At 60.5% G+C, this 20,004-nt stretch carries 18 protein-coding genes and 2 pseudogenes; 9 read left to right on the forward strand and 11 right to left on the reverse strand.

Annotated features, from left to right (window positions below; translation table 11 throughout):
- Positions 1-91: 91 nt before the first annotated feature.
- Positions 92-1,843 (forward strand): thiamine pyrophosphate-binding protein, encoded by a 1,752-nt coding sequence (locus tag BHMPCIPO_RS23475; protein WP_173519206.1) that lies wholly within the window; start codon positions 92-94, stop codon positions 1,841-1,843.
- On the opposite strand, the gene BHMPCIPO_RS23480 is transcribed toward BHMPCIPO_RS23475, so the two are convergent.
- Positions 1,834-2,763 (reverse strand): LysR substrate-binding domain-containing protein, encoded by a 930-nt coding sequence (locus BHMPCIPO_RS23480; protein WP_173519207.1) that lies wholly within the window; start codon positions 2,761-2,763, stop codon positions 1,834-1,836. The two genes, BHMPCIPO_RS23475 and BHMPCIPO_RS23480, sit on opposite strands and share 10 nt — an antisense overlap.
- 115 nt (positions 2,764-2,878) lie before the next feature.
- Here BHMPCIPO_RS23480 and BHMPCIPO_RS23485 point away from each other — a divergent pair, with 115 nt between their 5' ends.
- Genes BHMPCIPO_RS23485 through BHMPCIPO_RS23510 form a run of 6 tightly spaced genes read left to right on the forward strand, consistent with a single transcriptional unit; the run spans position 2,879 to position 7,690 of the window.
- Positions 2,879-3,343 carry an Lrp/AsnC family transcriptional regulator gene (locus BHMPCIPO_RS23485; protein ID WP_173519208.1) on the forward strand — a complete coding sequence of 155 codons (465 nt, stop codon included), beginning with the start codon at positions 2,879-2,881 and terminating at the stop codon, positions 3,341-3,343.
- Positions 3,344-3,371: 28 nt separating this feature from the next.
- Positions 3,372-4,205 carry a transporter substrate-binding domain-containing protein gene (locus tag BHMPCIPO_RS23490; protein ID WP_173519209.1) on the forward strand — a complete coding sequence of 278 codons (834 nt, stop codon included), beginning with the start codon at positions 3,372-3,374 and terminating at the stop codon, positions 4,203-4,205.
- 12 nt (positions 4,206-4,217) lie between these two features.
- A complete protein-coding gene (locus BHMPCIPO_RS23495; RefSeq protein WP_173519210.1) occupies positions 4,218-4,919 on the forward strand; it encodes an aspartate/glutamate racemase family protein in 702 nt (233 codons plus the stop codon).
- Between the two features lie 11 nt (positions 4,920-4,930).
- The gene (locus BHMPCIPO_RS23500; RefSeq protein WP_173519211.1) at positions 4,931-5,590 is read left to right on the forward strand and encodes an amino acid ABC transporter permease; all 660 of its coding nucleotides are present in this window, start codon (positions 4,931-4,933) and stop codon (positions 5,588-5,590) included.
- Positions 5,591-5,634: 44 nt separating this feature from the next.
- On the forward strand, positions 5,635-6,405 hold the full coding sequence (locus tag BHMPCIPO_RS23505; RefSeq protein WP_282439095.1) for an amino acid ABC transporter ATP-binding protein: 771 nt from the start codon (positions 5,635-5,637) through the stop codon (positions 6,403-6,405).
- A gap of 28 nt (positions 6,406-6,433) precedes the next feature.
- Positions 6,434-7,690, forward strand: a complete 1,257-nt coding sequence (locus BHMPCIPO_RS23510; protein ID WP_173519212.1) for an NAD(P)/FAD-dependent oxidoreductase — start codon at positions 6,434-6,436, stop codon at positions 7,688-7,690.
- Positions 7,691-7,850: 160 nt separating this feature from the next.
- Here BHMPCIPO_RS23510 and BHMPCIPO_RS23515 read toward each other — a convergent pair whose 3' ends face one another.
- The 8 genes and pseudogenes from BHMPCIPO_RS23515 to BHMPCIPO_RS23550 form a co-directional block, all read right to left on the reverse strand.
- A complete protein-coding gene (locus BHMPCIPO_RS23515; protein WP_173519213.1) occupies positions 7,851-8,180 on the reverse strand; it encodes a type II toxin-antitoxin system RelE/ParE family toxin in 330 nt (109 codons plus the stop codon).
- Entirely contained in the window at positions 8,177-8,452 is a 276-nt protein-coding gene (locus BHMPCIPO_RS23520) for a type II toxin-antitoxin system ParD family antitoxin (protein ID WP_173519214.1), read from the reverse strand. Before BHMPCIPO_RS23520 ends, BHMPCIPO_RS23515 begins: the two co-directional genes overlap by 4 nt.
- 185 nt (positions 8,453-8,637) lie before the next feature.
- Positions 8,638-9,227: pseudogene (locus BHMPCIPO_RS23525) on the reverse strand (alcohol dehydrogenase catalytic domain-containing protein); the annotation flags it as partial.
- A gap of 19 nt (positions 9,228-9,246) precedes the next feature.
- The gene (locus tag BHMPCIPO_RS23530) at positions 9,247-10,326 is read right to left on the reverse strand and encodes a quaternary amine ABC transporter ATP-binding protein (RefSeq protein WP_173519215.1); all 1,080 of its coding nucleotides are present in this window, start codon (positions 10,324-10,326) and stop codon (positions 9,247-9,249) included.
- Entirely contained in the window at positions 10,319-11,206 is an 888-nt protein-coding gene (locus BHMPCIPO_RS23535) for an ABC transporter permease (RefSeq protein WP_173519216.1), read from the reverse strand. The genes BHMPCIPO_RS23530 and BHMPCIPO_RS23535 overlap by 8 nt, the downstream gene beginning before the upstream one ends.
- A 101-nt stretch (positions 11,207-11,307) precedes the next feature.
- Entirely contained in the window at positions 11,308-12,309 is a 1,002-nt protein-coding gene (locus tag BHMPCIPO_RS23540) for an ABC transporter substrate-binding protein (RefSeq protein WP_173519217.1), read from the reverse strand.
- Between the two features lie 117 nt (positions 12,310-12,426).
- The gene (locus BHMPCIPO_RS23545; RefSeq protein ID WP_173519218.1) at positions 12,427-14,940 is read right to left on the reverse strand and encodes a CoA transferase; all 2,514 of its coding nucleotides are present in this window, start codon (positions 14,938-14,940) and stop codon (positions 12,427-12,429) included.
- Positions 14,941-14,964: 24 nt separating this feature from the next.
- Positions 14,965-16,653 carry a GMC family oxidoreductase gene (locus tag BHMPCIPO_RS23550; protein ID WP_173519219.1) on the reverse strand — a complete coding sequence of 563 codons (1,689 nt, stop codon included), beginning with the start codon at positions 16,651-16,653 and terminating at the stop codon, positions 14,965-14,967.
- 160 nt (positions 16,654-16,813) lie between these two features.
- On the opposite strand from BHMPCIPO_RS23550, the gene BHMPCIPO_RS23555 reads away from it, so the two are divergent.
- Together BHMPCIPO_RS23555 and BHMPCIPO_RS23560 are read left to right on the forward strand one after the other, a co-directional pair.
- Positions 16,814-17,740 carry a LysR family transcriptional regulator gene (locus tag BHMPCIPO_RS23555; RefSeq protein ID WP_173519220.1) on the forward strand — a complete coding sequence of 309 codons (927 nt, stop codon included), beginning with the start codon at positions 16,814-16,816 and terminating at the stop codon, positions 17,738-17,740.
- Positions 17,741-17,866: 126 nt separating this feature from the next.
- Positions 17,867-18,262, forward strand: a pseudogene (locus BHMPCIPO_RS23560) (IS91 family transposase); the annotation flags it as partial.
- A 435-nt stretch (positions 18,263-18,697) separates the two neighbouring features.
- On the opposite strand, the gene BHMPCIPO_RS33005 reads toward BHMPCIPO_RS23560, so the two are convergent.
- Together BHMPCIPO_RS33005 and BHMPCIPO_RS23570 are read right to left on the reverse strand one after the other, a co-directional pair.
- A complete protein-coding gene (locus BHMPCIPO_RS33005) occupies positions 18,698-19,090 on the reverse strand; it encodes a PIN domain-containing protein (RefSeq protein WP_246304518.1) in 393 nt (130 codons plus the stop codon).
- Positions 19,091-19,212: 122 nt separating this feature from the next.
- Complete coding sequence (locus BHMPCIPO_RS23570; protein ID WP_173519221.1) at positions 19,213-19,743, reverse strand: hypothetical protein; 531 nt, start codon at positions 19,741-19,743, stop codon at positions 19,213-19,215.
- Between the last annotated feature and the right edge of the window lie 261 nt (positions 19,744-20,004).

The raw sequence follows: 20,004 nt of genomic DNA on the forward strand, positions 1-20,004 counted from the left end.
AGGAACAGCGCTGATCTGGCGATGCGCGGGTACATACCGAAAACCAGCTCTTCTAACCTCGTGTGTACCTATGCACAACAGGAGAGACGAAATGCGCGGCGCTGATATTCTGGTAGAGATGTTGATCGGCTACGGCGTCGAGACGATCTTCGGCGTGCCGGGCGACACCAATGTTCCACTCTACGAAGCTTTGCAGGGACGCGAGGACAAGATTCGCCATGTGATGGCCCGAGACGAACGGTCGGCGGGGTTCATGGCAGACGCCTATGCCCGGTTCACCAACAGGCCCGGAGTGTTTGAGTGCCCGTCGGGGGCGGGTGCAATGTACTCGCTGCCGCCAGTCGCCGAATCGAACGGTTCCTCCGTGCCCGTCATCCTGCTGACGATCGACATCCCCCTCCCCGGCGAGGGGCGCGGGGTTCTGACCGAGCTTGACTGCGCCAAGCTTTTTGAGCCCGTCACCAAAATGTCCGTGCAGGTCAAATCGCCCGAGAAGCTGCCGGAGATCGTTCGCCGCGCCTTCCGCGTCGCCTGCTCGGGCAAGCCAGGCGCGGTCCATCTGCAGATACCGGAAGACATGCTGCTGGCCGAGGTCGACGCGACGCGGATATCACTGCACATCGAAGAGGAATGCCGCACATTTCCGGCCTATCCCACATTACCTCCCCGGCGCAAACTGCAGCAACTCCTGGACCTCATTGCCAAGGCAGAGCGCCCGCTCATAGTCGCCGGTGGCGGTGTCAACCGGGCTAGAGCAGGTCAGCTGATCACTGAGCTCGCCGAGAAATACAATATGCCGATGTGCACAACGATGACGGGACAAGGCGCCATCGACGATGACCACCGTCTCGCGATTGGCGTCATTGGCGACAATGGTTATCATCCGCATGCGAACTGGGCGCTTGAGCACTCCGATTTCACTCTGTTCGTGGGATCGCGCATCGGCTCGGTCGTGACGATTGGATGGACCTTCCCCAAGATCACTCTGAACCGCCGGCTTGCGCAGATCGACATCGCACCTGAGGTAATGGCGAACAACTACGAGAACCTGCTTTCCATCCAGGGAGATGCGCTTCTGGTGCTCGATGAACTGCTGCAACTGGAGCACGACGTTGACCCCTCGCGTCACGAGCCTTGGGTCGAAGAACTGAACGTGTCCCGCCGTATCTTCTGGAAACATGCCGAGGGGGCACTGACGGACGAGCGGCTCCCAATGCGCCCGGAGCGGGCAGTGAGAGCTTTCAACGAGGCGCTGAAAGCCTCGGGAAAGCCCGCCCTGATCTATTCGGACGCCGGAACCCCAACCCCCTACATGACGCGCTTTCTGAAGATCAACGATCGCGAAACGCGCTTTGCAATCCCTCGCGCCTTCGGCGGTCTCGGTTCCGCCCTCCCTGCAACGGTAGGTGCATGGCGGGCTGATCCAAGCAAGCGTCCAATCGGCCTTTTCGGTGATGGATCCTTCGGGATGACTGTCGGCGAACTCGAAACATTGGTACGGCTGCAGGTGCCCGCGATCCTCATCCTGTTCAACAACGGCACCTTCGGATGGATCAAGGGGCTGCATCGGCTCAAAGGGCACAACCAGTGCTTCGGCGTTGACTTCCTCGCACCGCAAGGGCAAGCGATCGCCGAGGCCTATGGTCTGAAAGCCTGGACAGCCAAAACAGGAGCGGAGCTGGACAACGCACTCGCGGGGGCCTTTGACTACGATCTGGGCCCCTGCCTCATTGATGTCCACATCGAGTCGATCGCGGATCGGGTGCCGCCGGTATATTCGTGGCTCACTAAACGTGGCGATGACCCGCTGGAGCTTCGGCCCCGTGAACGGCGCTACCTTTGAAGAAAATCCGGCGCCGGCGGCAGAAACTGCCTCTGGCGCTGGAACTCGGTCAAGAACCAGTCACGAAAAGCCCTGACGCCATCCGAGCCGATGCGAGACTCGGGATAGCATAGGTAGAAGCTCTCGCCCGAGGGCTGATACCGGCGAAATGCGGGTCGGAGCCGACCGTCGGCAATCTCTTCACGGACATGTATTTCGGGGACGACTGCCAGCCCCATGCCCTGAAGTGCACACTCAATGATCATGTCCGTCGTCGGCAGGCGCGGGCCATATATGCGGCTATTATAACTTACGCCGGCGCCGCGCAGCCAATGCAGCCATAGGCTCGGCCGGGCGGAGTTCTGTATCAGCGGGCAATCAAGCAGCGCTTCGTCGCTCGGCAATCCTTCGGCTGGAAGGAGTTTCGGCGAACCCACGACGACCAGCTCCTCCGGAAACAGCAGGTGACTGCGCGCACCGGACCAGTTTCCCGTCCCCCTGAGAATGGCGAAGTCCAGGTCGGATGTCGCGAACTCCAGATCATGGCGACACGGATAGACTTCAAACCATGCTTGCGGGTGGTTCGAAGAGAAAGCCGTAAGCACTGTCGCTCCCCATCGGCGCATCAGCGTCGAGGGCAGCCCAATCTTTAGAATGCCCTGGGTCTTTCTACCGCGCACAGCGTCGATCGAGGCTTCTTCGAGCTTACCGAGCAGCCGCGAAACCTCCTCATAATAACTCGCGCCTGACTCCGTCAGGATGAGTCGCGGACCCGAGCGCTCGAAGAGGCTAAGGCCAAGAAAACTCTCAAGATTCCTGATCTGTCGGCTAATGCCGCTCTGGGTGATGCCGATGTCTTCGGCCGCCCGGGTAAAATTCAGGTGCCGGACTGAAGCATCAAAGGCATGCAGGGCTGAAAGGGACGGCAGGAAACGGCGCAAGCATCAGGCCTCCATGGACGCATGATGACTTTAAGTCATGCAGAACGGAGTTTTCAATGTTTTTCCTTGGGGCGGTTCAACTGCATTCTAATACAGGAATGGATGTGAGGTTGACATGGATTACGGCGACAGCATCGATCGCAATCTGATCACCATGCTGGAAGAGAACGCGCGGATGCCCGCAAGTGAGCTTGCGCGCAGGGTCGGATTGGCGCGATCGAGCGTCCAGGAGCGGATCGAGCGACTGGAGCGCCGCGGAGTCATTCTGGGCTATCGAGCGATCGTCGGGCGTCATCTCCTCGCACAGAGCATCTTCGCCTACCTCTTCATCGCAACCACGCCCCGCGCGGCGCAGCGGCTCTTTGCGATCCTGCGAGGATATCCGGAAATCCTCGCTGCTGATGCGACAAGCGGTCCGGCCAACATCATGTGCCGGGTCTGTGTCAATTTCCTCGAGGACCTCGACGCACTCATCGAAGACCTCGCGAAGATCGAAGGAATTGAAAGCGTCACCTATTCGGTCGTGCTTTCCAACAAGATCAACCGTGAAAGCGGCTTGATCAATGTCAGGGCCCAATGAAGGCCAACCAACAAAAAGGGGAACCACAATGAACAGACGTGATTTCAACAAGCGTTTATTGCTCGCTGGCAGTGTTGCCCTATTATCGCGGGGTATCGTGCGAGCGGCGGCCGAAGGCCCGACGCTCGAAGCCATCCGGGCGCGCGGCGCATTACGGATCGGCGTGTTTTCGGGGACCGAACCCTATTATCACAAGGATCTGGCAACCGGCGAATGGGGCGGCTTCTGCGTGTCGCTGGCGAAGGACTTCGCTGAGCATCTGGGTGTCAAGCTCGAGATGGTCGAGACTACCTGGGGCAATGCGGTCCTGGACCTGCAAGGCAACAAGATCGACATGATGTTCGGGTTAAGCAAAAATCCCGAGCGGGCCAAGGTCGTCGATTTCACCGGCGCGATGCTCGACAACACCTTTACCATCCTCACCCGCAAGGATCTTGCAGTCACCAAATGGGATGAGTTGAACAAGCCCGACGTGCGAGTGGCGGTCGATCTCGGATCCACCCATGACATGTTCGCGCGCAAGAACCTGCCTGACTGCACGCTAGTCGCTCTCAAGAGTGCGGATGAAGTGATCCTCGCGCTTCAGTCGGGTCGCGCCGATGCCTTGATCCAGGTGGCGCTGCTTTCTGTCGTCACATCGAAGAACCTCGGCGACAAGTTCAACCTCGTCGTGCCTCAGCCGCAATCCAGCCAACCGACGACGATCGGCGTTCGCCGCGATCCGAATGGCGAGTTTCGCGATTTCGTCGATAATTGGCTCCAGACCCGTCGTCACGCGGGCAAGGTGAACGAGTGGATACTCGATAGCCTTGCGCTCGTCGGAGTCGACCGGGCGAAGCTGCCGCCGACGCTGAAGTTCTAGTCGGTCGCCGCGATGTCCGCCCCTGCCCGTTCCCTAGGTGTCATCATGCTGGATACGGACTTTCCTCGTCCACCCGGCGATGTCGGTCATCCCGGCTCGTGGGACTTTCCGGTAAAGTTCAGACGCGTCAGCGGAGCCTCGCCGGACCGGGTGATCCGTCGAGGGGGCGCCGGCCTCCTCGACGACTTCATCGCGGCCGGTGAGAGCCTCATAGCGGAAGGTTGCTGCGCCATTATCACGTCCTGCGGGTTCATGGCGTTGCATCAGCAGCGCCTGGCCGATGCCCTTGGTGTTCCGGCGGCCGCTTCGAGCCTGGTTCAGCTTCCATTGGTGGAAGCGACACTCGGCGCCGGACGGCGGGCGGGTGTCATCACCTATGATGGCGCCAATCTGACGCCGGAAATGCTCTCGGCCTGCCGCGCGGATCCCTCCACGCCAGTCGCCGGGGTGCCTTCCAACGGCGCTTTCCATGCCCTGATCGAAGGCGGAGCTGCCTATGACAAGGACCGACTCGAGGCTGAAGTCATATCCGTCGCCTGCGATCTTGTGGCACGGAATCCCTCGGTCGGCGCGATCGTTCTCGAATGTACCAACATGCCGCCCTTCGCAGCCGCTATCGCGCAAGCCTGCGCCTTGCCGGTCTTCGACGTCCTGACGCTTGGCCGGCTGCTCTACAGTTCAACCTGCCCCCGGCACTTTGCCGGGATGGAATAAGGTCGCACCCAATGGATTACCAATGGGATTTTGCCACTCTCTGGCAATATCGTTATCTCCTGCTGGAGGGCCTCGCCTATACGGCCGGCTTCACGGTACTTACCGTCGTTTCCGGCGTTGTCGTCGGCACAATCTTCGCGCTGGCCAGGCTGTCCGGGCTCCGCGTTGTTACCGTTCCCGTGATGGCTGTCGTCGAGTTGTTTCGCTGCACCCCTGTGCTGGTCCAGCTCGTCTGGTGCTACTATGCGCTGCCCATGCTGACCGGCGTGGAGATTTCGCCGCCCATGGCCGCCTTCCTTACCCTGACGCTTTACGGCGCCGCGTTCTATTCCGAGATCATCCGTGGCGGGATCGTGTCGATCGACATAGGCCAGTGGGACGCGGGCCGCGCGATCGGGATGCGGCGCGGGCAATTGATGGGCAAGATCATCCTGCCGCAGGCGCTTCGCCGCATGGTACCGCCGCTCGTCAACCAGTCAGTCCTGCAATTGAAGAACACGTCACTCCTTTCGGTGCTGGCGGTGCCAGACCTGTTGTACCAGGGCCAGCTCGTGACATCGGCGACTTATCGCCCGCTGGAAACCTATACCTTGATCGCCGCGATTTACCTCGCCGTCCTCTTTCCGCTAACCCGGACGGCACACTGGCTCGAGGACAGGAACAAGGCATGACCTATCAGCCCAATTCCGATTTGCGGAACCACCGGAGCCCCCTCATGGACAAGGATCTGATGATTGAAGTCGTCGGGCTGAAGAAGTCCTTCGGCCCGCTCGAAGTTCTGCGCGACATCAATCTGATCGTGCCGCGTGGCCATGTCGTGGCCCTGATCGGGCCGAGCGGCTCAGGTAAGTCGACCCTACTGCGCAGCCTGAATCTTCTTTGCCTTCCTGATGCGGGCTACGTCGCCATTGGCGATCACAAGATGGATTTCTCCGCCGGAAACGTCTCCCTGCGTGACAGAGACCTCGCCGCATTCCGAGCGAACACAGGCATGGTGTTTCAGAATTTCAACCTGTTTCCGCATATGAACGTGGTCGAGAATGTCATGGTCGGTCCGGTGACGGTATTGAAGCAGGACAAGAAAAGCGCGCGCGAACGCGCCATCGAACTTCTTTCCAAAGTGGGCCTTGCCGACCGAGCCGAAGCACACCCCGAACAGCTCTCGGGGGGCCAGAAGCAGCGGGTCGCCATTGCCCGCGCGCTTGCAATGAACCCGGACGTGATGCTTTTCGACGAGGCGACCTCCGCCCTCGATCCAGCACTCGTGGGTGAGGTGCTGGCTGTGATACGGCAGCTCGCCGAACAGGGCATGACCATGATCCTCGTCACTCACGAAATGGCTTTCGCCCGCGACGTGGCAGACACCGTGATCTTCATGAAGGACGGTTACGTTGTCGAAGCAGGAGATGCACGCCAGGTCATTAACCAACCGCGCGAAGCGGCAACGCGCGAGTTCCTCAGCCATTTCCATGGCGGACTTGCCTGATCGGGCGACCAGACATCGGATAGAAAGCATGACGGGCAATGTAATTGTTCTCGGCGCCGGAATCGTCGGTGCCTGCACGGCACTGAGGCTGGCGGACGCGGGCTGGAGTGTAACGATTTGCGACGGCGGGCGGCCGGGGGGCGAAGAGGCTGCCAGCTACGGCAATGGAGGATGGATTAGTCCGGCCTCGATCATCCCCATGAGCTTCCCGGGTATCTGGCGTAAGGTGCCGGGCTTTCTGCTGGATCGCAGTGGACCGCTGACCATCGACTGGACATCAATCCCGCGCCTCGCGCCGTGGCTCTTGCGCTTCCTTCTGGCGGGGGCGACCGAAAGCCGCGTCACGAAGATTGCGCGTCACCTGAACAGCCTTCTGCACGACGCGCCGGAGCGTCATCTGGCTCTAGCCGAGCGCATCGGGCGACGACAGCTGATTGTCCAGAGGGGCCTGCTATATGCCTATCCGGACCGCATGGCCTACGAGGCGGAGGCCCTGAGCTGGCGGCTACGACGGGAGAACGGTGTCGCTTTCGAGGAATGGGACGAATCCAAACTCCGGCATCAATTACCCGCGCTTGGTCCGAATTTCCGCTTTGGTGCCTATGTGACAAAGGGGGCCCACTGCGTCAATACTGGCGCCTATGTAGCCGGTATCGTTGATGCGGCGATCGCAGCGGGTGTTCGCTTCGTTCAGAAAAGCGCGAATTCCATCCTAACCACGCCAACCCCAAGAGTCGTTCTTACGGGCGGCGAGAGTCTTGCCGCGGATTACGTCGTCGTGGCTGCGGGAATCCATTCCAAAAGGCTGATGCGCGAGTTCGGGATCAAAATCCCCATGGAGAGCGAAAGAGGATATCACGTCACCGTCACCTCGGGCGATGTTCCGTTCGATATCCCGGTCATGCCGAGTACCGGAAAGATGGCAAACACACCTACGGAAATGGGTCTGCGGCTCTCCGGTCAGGTGGAACTTGCGACCATCGAGAAGGCTCCGAACTGGCGGCGTGCCGAGGTTCTTCAGTCTCATGCACTGGCAAGCTATCCCTATCTCGCCAAAGAAAAGCAACCGGAACTCAAGCTCTGGATGGGTCATCGCCCCTCGACACCCGATGGATTGCCGGTGATCGGCTCCCTTAAACGGCACTCTGGAATCATAGCCGCGTTCGGTCATGGCCATGTTGGGCTTGCTTCCGGACCGAAGACGGCCGACCTCGTGCTGGATGCTCTTGAACAGCGGTCACCCGAGCAGAAAGGCGCGTTCTTACCCGCCCGGTTCGGCTACTGAGACCGCCTGTTTTTGATTTTGTCTATATTTAATCCGAAGCGGACGCGGCCATCAAACCTACATGACTTCCTTTCGGCTATACCAAGGGTTGGCATTCCGTCGCCTTGAGTGGATACGAACCAGGGGCCCACCAATAGCTTCGGCGGGAATGTCCGTGCGGTCAGTGATTGTTCGGCTCCAGCGTCCATTGCGGAATGTCTTGCTTGGCATGTAGCACGCGCCACACGTCGACTTGATCTGGCTGGTCGCGATAGAAAACGAGATAGGGATATCTCTTCACAGAGACACTCCGTAGGTCAGGCAATCCCAATTCGTATGCATACCGCAACAATCCAGCCTCTGGATGGCGTGCGATCAAAGCGTACGCCGCTTGAACTGCGTCGATAAATCCGACGGCGACCTCGGTTCCTGCTTCGCGTGCATAATAGTCAATGGCCGCCTCGACGTCGCTGCGCGCCGACTGCCGCGGGATAATAGTCTTATTATTCACTTGCTGTGCTGACCACGAACTCGATCGCGCAGACTGGTGAAATACTCCGCGTCGACCGGCTCAGTTGGTGCGGACGAGGCTCCGTCAAGTAACAACCTACGTAACGCGAGGCGATCCTGATCTCGACGTATCAACTCCCGAATATACTCACTACTTGTCCCATAACCCCGTCCGGCGACTTGCTCATCGACGAAGCTTTTAAGATGGTCCGGCAGGGAAATGTTCATTGTGCTCATGCGATTGACCATACCGGCCTTGGCAAAATTTGGCAAGACCGCTCGCTTCCCTTCAACCACGAGACCGCGCCGCAATGCCGAATCCGCGCATGGCAGAGTGATGCAGGTTCCGGACGATACATTATGCGATCGTAGAAGCACGAAACCGGAACAAGCGGTGTGCAGGCGGCGGCGTCGAGACAGTTTCATCACTGGCAGAACAACAGTCTTGCGTTTACAGCCCGGTCAATGATGGTGGCGGCACCGAGGCCGGTGAGATAATCCGCCTCGGCCGTCCACCCAGTAACGGCAGCGACGCTGTAGCCGCGCGCGGCTAAAAGCATGGTTGCAATACTGCCGACACCACCGGCGGCACCGGTTACCACCACCTCTCCGCTATCCGGCATCACACCGTTGCGCTCGAGCGCATGGCTCACAGCATCGCCGTGTAGCCAGCGGTCCCTATCGCCATGGCGTCCCGGAGGCTGACCCTTTCCGGCTCCAGCCAGTCTCCACTCACACGCGCCTTGGCCGCCAGTCCACCCCAATGCCGCTCCCCAACGCCCCAGCCGTTCAGCACCACCCGATCACCCGGCTCAAAGGCGGAATGGGAACTTTCGGCAACGACGCCCGCAAAATCGATCCCAGGCACCATAGGGAAACTGCGCACCACCGGCGAGGCGCCGGTGATCGCAAGAGCGTCCTTGTAATTCAGGGTCGACCACGCGACATCCACCAGCACTTCGCCCTGAGGCAGTCGCGAGGTATCGATCTTCGAAAGACCGGCCTCCTGCCCGCTGTCGGACTTCTCGATCAGGACGGCGTCAAACATCTGAGGTCCAAATTCTTGCCTACGCGACTTTCTTTGCGTTGGGCGTAGAGCAGGCCACTTGCGCATTGACCATGGCGTCAACCGCCTGGGGAAGCGTCAGCACACCTATGGCCTGACCGTCGCCATCGACAACGGCGATCTCGCTTGCCCCGGCCAGCGTCATCGCTCTTGCCGCTTCCTCCAACTTCGCGCCGGCCGGCACCGAAATCTTCAACTCACGGGCCGAAGCATTCAGCGGGGTGGCGACTGTCTCGACTTTGATGACGCGCGCGCGGTTTACTTCCCGGACGAAGCTGGCGATGTAATCGTCGGCCGGGTTCATCACGATGTCCTGCCCGGTGCCCTGCTGCACGACTTCCCCATCCCGCAAAATTGCAATGCGATCCCCAAGCCTCAGCGCCTCGTCCAGATCATGGGTAATGAACACGATTGTCTTTTTGATCTCCTTCTGCAGGTCGAGGAGCACGGTCTGCATGTCGACGCGAATGAGCGGGTCCAGCGCGGAAAACGCCTCGTCCATCAGCAGGATCGGCGCATCGTTCGCCAGCGCACGGGCAAGACCGACACGCTGTTGCATACCGCCCGACAACTGATTGGGATATTTGCTCTCGAAACCCTTGAGTCCGACACGCTCGATCCATCGCATGGCGCAGTCGACCTGCCGGTTACGAGGTGCCCCTTGTATCTCCAGGCCATAGAGGGTGTTTTCGAGAACGGTGCGGTGGGGGAGAAGCGCAAACTTCTGGAACACCATGGCGGTCTGATGCCGACGGAACTCACGCAACTGCACGGCATCCATCTTGACCACATCCTCGTCGCCGATGATAACCTCACCGGACGTCGGATCGATAAGGCGATTAATGTGGCGGATGAGCGTGGACTTTCCCGATCCCGAAAGTCCCATGATCACCTGAATGCCGCCAGCCGGCATTGAGATGTTAATATCTCTCAAACCAAGGACATGGCCATGCTTTGTGTTCAATTCCGTCTTCGTGACACCTTGCTCGACAAGTTTGACGCAATCCGCACCATTTGGACCGAAGATTTTGTAGAGCTTTTTGATTTCGATGCCGAAGCCACCAATTTTTTTGTTACCCATGAACCACCTCCCGGTGCTTTTGAAGGCGCGCGCCGAAAGCTTGGCTGACGCGGTCGAAGATGATGGCGATGCCGACGATGGCGAGACCGTTGAAGATCCCGAGCGTGAAGTACTGGTTGGAGATCGCCTTCAGCACCGGCTGTCCAAGGCCCTGAACGCCGATCATCGAGGCGATGACCACCATGGCGAGCGCCATCATGATCGTCTGGTTGATGCCCGCCATGATGGTGGGGAGCGCAAGCGGCATCTGCACGTTCTTCAGCTTCTGCCAGTTCGAGGAACCGAAGGCATCGGCGGCTTCGAGTACATCCTTGTCAACGAGGCGGATACCGAGATTGGTAAGGCGGATCATCGGCGGGATGGCGTAGATCACCACCGCGATCAGGCCGGGAACCTTGCCGATGCCAAGCAGCATGACGACGGGGATCAGGTAGACGAAGCTCGGCATGGTCTGCATGACGTCGAGGATCGGGTTGATGACGTTCTGGACTCTGTCCGAGCGGGACATGGCGATGCCGATGGGAATACCGACGACGATCGACAGCACCGTGCAGACGAAGATCATCGAGACCGTCTTCATCGTGTCGTCCCACATATCGAAATAACCAATGAGCAGCAGCGTCACGACCGTTCCCGCGACGATCTTCCAATTACGGCTGGCGAACCAGGCGACAGCAGCGATCAACAGGAGGATAATCGGCCAGGGCGTCTTCGTCATGAAGCGTTCCGACCAGATCAGAAAGTGCTGTAGCGGCTCGAAAATTGCTTCAAGACCGTCGCCATAGGCACGCGTGAAACCGCGAAACCCCTCGTCGATCACCTTCTTGAGATCGCGTAAAGACGCATCGTCCATGTGGGGAAAGCTGAATAGCCAATCCAAAATCCATCCTCCTCGATAACGGTAAGCGCATCCTTTGACGCGCTGTTCGTTGCCGGCGCAGCATGTTCCACCGGGGCGCGCCAGCAACGTCTTGAACGGGATCAGAGTGCTGCCTTGATCTTCTCGGCAGCTTCCGGCGATACCCACGCCTTCCACATGGCCTCGTTCTCTTCGAGGAAGTGCTTTGCGCCGTCGTCGCCGCTTGCCTGGTTGTCGGTCATCCAGGCCATCAGCTTGTTGACCGTGTCGTTGCTCCAGGCGCGCTTGTTGAGGTAGCCCATGACGTCCACGCCGGCGCGCTCGGAGAACGCCTTGGTCACGAGCGTCTGGACCGTATCCTTCGGCCAGTCGTTCTTCTTTGAGTCCGGGCAATCCGCAACCGTGTTGCAGCGCTTCCACTCGGCCGCATCGTAGGGTACGCCATGCTCGACCTTGACCATCTCGTACTTGCCGAGAAGCGCGGTCGGGGCCCAGTAGTAGCCAACCCAGCCCTCCTTGCGCTCGTAAGCCTTGGCAATCGAGCCGTCGAGACCGGCGGCCGAACCGGTATCGACCAGCGTGAAGTTCGCCGCCTCAGCGCCGTAGGCCTTGTAGAGTTGGCTGCTCACGACCGTACCGCCCCAGCCCTGCGGGCCATTGTGGATCGCACCCTTCGATTTGTCTTCGGGGTCCGGGAACAGTTCCGGATGCTTGAGGACGTCATCGATCGTCTTGATGTCCGGATGAGCGTCGGCGAGGTACTTCGGAATCCACCAGCCTTGCACCGCGCCGTCGGTCAGGACGGTCGATGCAACGACGAGCTTTCCGTTCGCAACGCCGGCGTTGACGACATCAGGCAGAAGATCGACCCACCCTTCCGGCGCGATGTCGGGCTGGCCCTTTTCGGTCATCGACGTGATCGTCGGGACCGTATCGCCCTGTATGATTTCGGCGTTGCAACCATAACCCTCGGTCAGGATAAATTTGTCCAGACTGGCGAGCACTTCGGCGCTCTGCCAGTTCATGCTAGCGATGGTGACGTCGCCGCAATCCGCTGCCTGCGCCGAATTGCCAAAGGTCAGCATCGCTGCTGCAAGGCATGTCGAGGCGAAGAGTTCTTTCATGGCATTTCCTCCCTATGCGCGATGTTGAAGTTTCAAGCCCGTCGACGCCATCGCGTACCTCAGCGGGCCGCCGGCGGCTCCGGTATCCTCCTCAGAACCCGAAGCCGCCGTTTCCTGCTAGCTTGGCAGATACTCAGCACTCCAGGTCTCGCTGATCGTACCGGAGGCGATCAGCCGGTCGATCTCGGCGTCGGTGCAGTTCAAGGACCGGAGAACGGCGCGCGTAGACGCCCCGTACTTCTCCGCCGGCGCGACAGCCTTGACCTTGCCGACGGCCGGACGGATGGCGAAGGGGTCGAGCTGCGTGACCGTGTGTCCGCTCGGATGGTTCGGGAAGATGGAGAAGGAATAGCTGCCCCGGTCGATCCCGGGCGTGCCGTCGGCAATACGGGCACTGCGGCTGCGGATCGTTTCGATGTTCTCACAGAGCGATACGCCAATATCGGCTTCCTGCAGGCGCTGCTGCCAGGTTTCCGCCGGCGCGGTCAGGAAAGCCCCTGCGAGATAGGCCTCGCGATCGGACGCGACCATCTCAACAATCCCTCTCAGACCTTCAACCTTGCCGAAGCGCGGAAGATCGGCTTCCGAGGCGCACAAAAGAAGGTGATCGCCGCCTGCCGTTTCGTAGAGCCGCGACAGGGCATGATACCCCTTGGTTTCGCGGCCGGACGGCTCATCGAACGGACCGCGCCCCGCATAGTCATAGCAGAACGGTATCTGAGCGAGGCCGGTCAGTGCCGACAGCGATGTGCGCGGGCGGCCGACAATCCCGGTTCTGGATTTTTGGTAGAGAGCCGTGGCGACGCCGAGCGCCGCGCCGAAGCCGCACATAACGTCGATGGTGCCGACATGGGCGTGCTCTTCCGGCGTTTCCATCGAGCCGCCGAAACGCAGCATGATGCCGGTTGCCGATTGCACGAGATCGTCATAGCCGAGATAGTCGGTGCGCGGGCCGGTGCGAACGCCGCCGAAGCAATCGAGCTGGCAGAAGATCGCTTGGGGGTTGAGCGCCTTCAGACCTTCGGCATCGAGCCCCATCGCCTTGACCTGGCGGTCGGTGGCGTTCCAGACCACGACGTCGACGGAGCGCACCAGTTCCTCGAAGACAACGCGGCCATCGGGCGAACCGATGTTCAGAAGCACGGACTGCTTGCCGCGCATGTGCGACATGCCGAAGATCACGGTGTTCCAGCAATCATAGAGCGGCTTGGCCGGATCGATCTTGATGACCTCCGCGCCGAAGCGGGCGAGATAGGCGACCGAATGCGGGCCGGCAATCACATTGCAGAGATCAAGTACCCTGACGCCATCCAGCCAGCCACCGGGGGCGTCGGTCGGAGGGGCCGGCAAGGAAGGACGCTCCATGTCTGCAAACATCGCCAGCGCATCCTTGACCGTTCCCCAGCGCCGAGGGTGCGGCGTTAACATGGCGTCCGCGCTCTCTTGCAGCCACGCCATCGGCCCGGGCTGGATCATGCGGCCGAGGGTCGGATCGTCCACCTCGATCATGAGGCCGGCAGCCTTGGCGTGATCGTCGGCGATCCATTCCTTTAGCCAGCGCTGTGGCGCACCCGGAAACAGCCCTTCCCCAAAGACCCGCTCCCATTCGGCCGCCGTCTTCGTCAGGAAGACCTCCTTCATGCGGGCCGCGATCTTGTCGGCCCAGAATTTCGGGAGCGGATAGACGCCAAGCGAAACGTCCGACGACCATTGAGAGACCGGAAGATAGGTGTCTTCCTCCTCGCGCAGTCCCTCGGTCACCAGCTCATCGTAGAGGCCGAGGGCTTGCAGGCAGCGCTTCGCATGGTTCTTGTGGCTGGGGCAGACGACGTAGAACATCCGCCCGTCGGCGCACATATAGCTGCGATAGAAGGGATCGAGGAACTCCTGGAGGTCGTCATAGGACATATCCATCGGCAGGCCCTCGCCGCGCCGGCGCTCGATCTCCCGCTCGCGCTGGGTCTGGTAACGCAGCGGATAATCATCGATCAGGATCGAATTGTAGGAGAGGCCCTCCATGACGGCACTTGCCAGCGGTACTTCGATGTGGTCGCCGTGCCCGGTGCGCTCGCGCGCCTGAAGCGCCAGCACCGTTGCGGACGCCGCAAGCATTGTGCCGTAGGCGGAAGAGAGCGGCAGCGGCGAGAACGAGGGGTTGATGCCCATCAAAACGCGATTGAGTCCCATATCCGTGAAGACGCCGGAGGACGCCGCAATTACCGCCTCGAAGGCCCTCCAGTCACGGCGAAGCTGATCGTCGGAGGCAAAACCGGGGATCGACAGGGTGATCAGCTCCGGCCGCGCCTTGCGGAGCGCTGCAAAATCGATTCCGAGCCGGGCGAGCACGCCGGGGCGGAAATTCTCAACAACAATATCGGCCTCGGCGACCAGCGCCTTTGCCTGTTCCACCCCCTCCTCTGTCTTGAGGTCGAGGGTGATGATCAGCTTGTTGCGGTTGAGGATGGCATTGGCGGGATTATCCCAGAGCGGGCCACCGGGCGGATCGACATGCACGACGGTCGCGCCAAGATCGCCAAGGATCATGGCAACAGCCGGGCCGGCAATATATTGCCCGAAATCAACCACCCGAACGCCGGAAAGCGGAAGCGCGGAGCGCGCGATCGATGTCATTTCGACTGTCCTCCCAAGGATTTCCTATACGCGTGCATCGGCAATGATCCAGCCGGCCGCCTTTTCGGCGATCATCAGCGTCGGCGCGTTCGTGTTGCCGCTGGTGATCTTCGGCATGATGCCTGCGTCGACGACGCGCAGGCCATCGATGCCGTGCACCCGAAGACGGCTGTCCACCACCGCCATCGGATCATCGTCACGGCCCATCTTCGTCGTCCCGACGGGATGAAAGATGGTGTTGGCGATATCGCCCGCGAGCCGGGCCAGCTCCTCGTCGCTCTGAAACTGCAAGCCGGGTTTCCACTCCCGCGGCTGGTATTTCGCGAGCGCCGGCTGCGACACGATCTTGCGCACCTGCCGGAGACTCTCGGCAGCAATACGGCGGTCCTCTTCGGTGCTAAGGTAGTTCGGCGCGATCGCCGGGGCATCCGACGCCTTGCCGGAGCGAATGCGCACGCTTCCGACGCTGGTCGGATTGAGGTTGCAGACGCTTGCGGTGAAGGCGGGAATGTTGTGCAACGGCTCGCCAAAGGCGTCGAGGCTGAGCGGCTGGACGTGATACTCCAGGTTGGCATGGGCCTGGCTGTCATCTGAACGGGTGAAGGCACCGAGCTGCGAGGGCGACATGCTCATCGGGCCGCTGCGCTTCAGCATATATTCGAGCCCGATCATCGCCTTGCCGAACAGGCTGTTGGCGAGCGTGTTCAGCGTCTTGGCATTGCCGACCTTGAAGACCGCGCGGATTTGCAGATGGTCCTGAAGATTTTCCCCGACGCCCGGCAAGTCGTGCGCGACCTCGACGCCTTGGCGCTTCAAGAGCGTGCCCGGCCCGATGCCCGACAATTGCAGGATCTGCGGCGAGCCGATTGCGCCGGCGGAAAGGATGACCTCCCTGCGCGCACGAACCTGCGCACTGCGTCCCTGCCGCTGAAGCATAACGCCAACGCAACGCTTGTGACCGGAACCCTCGGTTTCCAGAATCAGCCTTTCGACGTGGGATTGCGTCCAAATCGTCAGGTTCGGGCGGTGTTTCGCCGGGCGCAAGAAAGCCTTGGAGGTATTCCAGCGCCAGCCGGAGCGTTGGTTGACCTCGAAATAGCCGACACCCTCATTGTCGCCGCTGTTGAAATCGTCGGAGCGCGGAATACCGGCCTCGACGGCGGCCTCGGCGAAGGATTCGAGGATGTCCCATTTGAGCCGCTGCTTCTCTATCCGCCATTCGCCACCGTGGCCGTGCATGTCGGAGAACCGGCTGTTGCCGCCGGTCTTCGGGTCCGCGCCGTTGTCGAGCCGGTAATGGTCCTCATGCGCCTTGAAATCGGGCAGGCAATTCTGCCAGGACCAGGCGGCATCGCCGGTCGCCGCCGCCCAGCCGTCGAAATCGCGCGCCTGGCCGCGCATATAGATCATGCCATTGATCGAGGAGCAGCCGCCGAGCGTCTTGCCGCGCGGATAGCGCAGCGACCGGCCGTTCAATCCGGCATCCGGTTCGGTCTTGTACAGCCAGTCGGTGCGCGGATTACCGATGCAATAGAGATAGCCGACGGGGATGTGAATCCAGTGATAGTCGTCCTTTCGGCCAGCTTCTAGCAGCAGCACGCGCATCGCGGGATCGCTGCTGAGGCGATTGGCGAGCAGACAGCCTGCGGAGCCTCCACCGACGATGATATAGTCAAAACTATCGGCGGCGCGGTAAGAAGCGCGGCTGGTCATCGGCTTGCCCGCCTGCTGCGATGCAATACCGCACAATCATAAGCTTCGACGATTTGCCGCAGCATTTTAGCCTCCTCCTCATCTCTGTTTTCAGGAATAGCGGAGGAGCGACCCGGAAATCCAATGACAAATAACGCAAGGCATTATAAGTGAAATTAATATGCTTCAGTCAGTCGACCTGAGAAAATTGAAGGCATTCGTCACCGTCGCGCGCGAGGGCAACGTCACGCGCGCCGCGGAGCAACTGCACGTCACCCAACCCGCCGTCACACTGCAATTGAAGCGCCTTGCCGCCGATACCGGGCTCACCTTGTTCCGGCGGACGTCCACGGGGCTGAAACTGACGCAGGAAGGCGCCCTGCTGGCAGCCAAGGCGGAGCAGGTGCTGACGGCATTGACGGATTTTGGGCAGACGGCCGGACATTTGGCGACACGCGTACGAGGGAAATTGCGGATCGGCACGATCATCGACCCGGAGTTCACCCGGTTGGGGGCGTTTCTGAAGGCGCTGATCGAAAGCGGGCCGGGCATAGAAACCACACTGCGCCACGGCATGAGCGGCGACGTTCCGGAGGGGCTGAGGCGAAATGAACTCGATGCCGGTTTCTATCTCGGCGACCCAAGAGATTATGATCCTTCCGCCGAGATTACCGGAGAAAGCGCCGCACCGCTTTTTCATGCCCGCGAGCTGGCGCAATTAACCTATCGCGTCGTCGCTCCACCATCGCTCGCCGGTTTCGTGCGCGGCGCGGATTGGTCACAGCTCGCATCGCTTCCTTGGATCGGCACACCGCAGGCCTCGGTCCACAATCGATTGCTGTCGCGCCTATTTGCCGAATTAGGCGTCCGGCAAAATATAGTCGCCCAAGTGGATCAGGAGGCGTCCATGGTTGCCATGGTACGGACAGGGGTGGGATTGAGCCTTTGCCGAGAGTCGATTGCCCTTCATGAACAACAGGCACACGGCCTTGTCATCGCTGAGAATGTTAAAATCTCCACGACGCTGAGTTTCCTCTGCTTGGAGGCTCGTATCGGCGATCCCTCTATAATGGCTGCTTTCGATGCAATAAGGCGGGTTTGGATATAGTCGGGGCAGTCTTCGCAGTGGCTTCTCTTTTTGCTGGCGTCGCACGGGCAATTTGCGTCTTTCACGGTAGACAAGCGCTATCGGGCAACGCGTTGTCGTAACTCAGGCCTCTCTCAAAACCATGTCTACCTTGGCGCGCGCATCGGCATGACCAGCGTGCTGCACACCTGGGGATCGGCGCTGACCCATCACCCGCATGTGCACATCATCGTGCCCGGTGGCGGGCTGTCGCTGGATGGCACCCGCTGGATCGCATGTCGCCCCGGCTTCTTCCTGCCCGTAAAAGTTCTGTCGCGTCTGTTCCGGCGATTATTCCTTGAGGGCCTGATGGCACTGCATCAAGCCGGCGATCTGTCCTTTTTCGGGGATCTCGCCGGGCTCGCCGAGGCGGATGCCTTCGCTGCCTGGCTTGCCCCCTTGCGCAAATCCGAGTGGGTCGTCTACGCCAAGCCCCCGTTCGACGGTCCCGAGGCGGTCTTGGCCTATCTCAGCCGCTACACCCAACTCCGTGCATGCGCCTCCCGATCTCCTCCGCATGGCGCAGCCTACCGACGCCGAGCGTGTGGATGACGCCGAGCGACCAGCGGTTGCCGGCATGCGCGAGCAGTTCGCTGCGCACTCCGTCATCAAGGCCGAAACGCATTCTCAATGAGGCAAAACGATGAGCGATACAGCATACGATACAACGCCGCGGTCCATTCTCGTGCTGAGTGCCGGGGAACTCGGGCAACCCGTCCTTCGCAATCTGGCACGCCGTGCACGCGAGACAAAGGAGACGACGATCAGCGTCCTCCTGCGCGCCAGCGCCGTCTCGTCAGATGACCCGGATAAGCAGCGCGCCATTGCGGAGATTCGGGAGCTCGGCATCGAGATCGTTGTTGGCGACCTGGTCAAGAGTTCGATCGATGAGCTCGCTTCACTGTTCGCACGATACCACACGGTGATTGGTTGTGCCGGCTACGCCGCCGGGATCGATACGCCGATGAAGCTGGCCAAACCCGTCGCCGCAATCAGTGCGTCGGCCTCGTTGCGCCGGTCCGGGATGCGCAGGTGCGCGCAACGTCTCGCAACCGCATCGTCAACCGGCAGGATTCGGCCGGCGAATTCCGGGCGCACGTGACTTCCATCGCCATTCACATCGACAATCTTGTCGAAGCATCTGGTGACGGAAACGGCGACCGACTGCGGGAAGCCCGGCGCTTCCTTGCCCAGCCAGGCAGCATATTCCCTGACCGGGCTTGTTAAGTTCTCGTCTGCATTGATTTTGACGAACCCGGCCTCGATGTCGGCGGCATGCTCCTCGTAGCCGATGACACCCTCTTCGTTTCTATCGATGCGCGCGAAACTCATCTGCTGCCGAGGCGCTGGCTGAGTCCGGGCTCCTTCTTACTCTTGTCCGAACCACCGGCCTGCCCGCGCGTTTAGTTAGGGCAATTGTGAGGTGTTCGGCGATGCCAAGATCGAGACACCGGTCAGAGAACGATAACAAGTCGAAGCCGGGAACCTGGATAAGGTTCGACTATGAACGCACGGCCGTAGATCGCTTTCGGGAGAGTTTCCGCCGCGCGCGCTGGAATCCCGATCGAAGGGAATGGTTTGTGCCAGGAAAGACCGCCGGTCAGAGGATTGCCCGCTGGTTCGACCAGGAGCGCGCTCACCACGATCCATTCGGTGATCAGAGAGGCAGGGATGCCTTCGAATTCGAGCCGATAGAAAGTCCTTATCTCACAGCCGATGACGACCTGCTCGTGCGCACCCCGTATTCCAAGGAGCTTGTCGCCCTGTTGCGATCTGTCCCATGGTCGAACTGGGACGATGGTTTGCGGGCGTGGCGGATTCCCTTCCGTTCGTATGAGCAACTTCGCAACCGTTGGCCGAAGATCGAGGCGGCTGCGCGTTCGGCCGAGCCGGAAGAACGCAAACGCCGCCGACAGGCTGAGCAAAACACGCCAAAGGCCGTTAAGGCTCGTCTTAACACTCGAGAGAGACGCAAGCGTCGCCACCCCGTTCTCGCCACATCCATTCCTCCGCTTGACCGCCCCGTCGCGACGACCAATTGGGGAATAGTCAAGTTTGAGGCGGTCAAGGGCGAGATCGTGGACCCTGAAGTCCTTAGAACCTCCTATCCCAAGCTCGCGCAAACCGGGCTCGAATACATCTGGGGACAGTGGCGCCGAGCCACTTTCGCAGAGCTGGTCAGAACGCGACCTGCCACTCCAGCGCAAATTGCACGTGGACGCGACAGAGGTTGGTGGGAGCCCACC

Origin of the sequence: Ensifer sesbaniae (assembly GCF_013283665.1) — a bacterium.
In the GTDB taxonomy this organism is placed as follows: Bacteria; Pseudomonadota; Alphaproteobacteria; order Rhizobiales; family Rhizobiaceae; genus Ensifer; species Ensifer sesbaniae.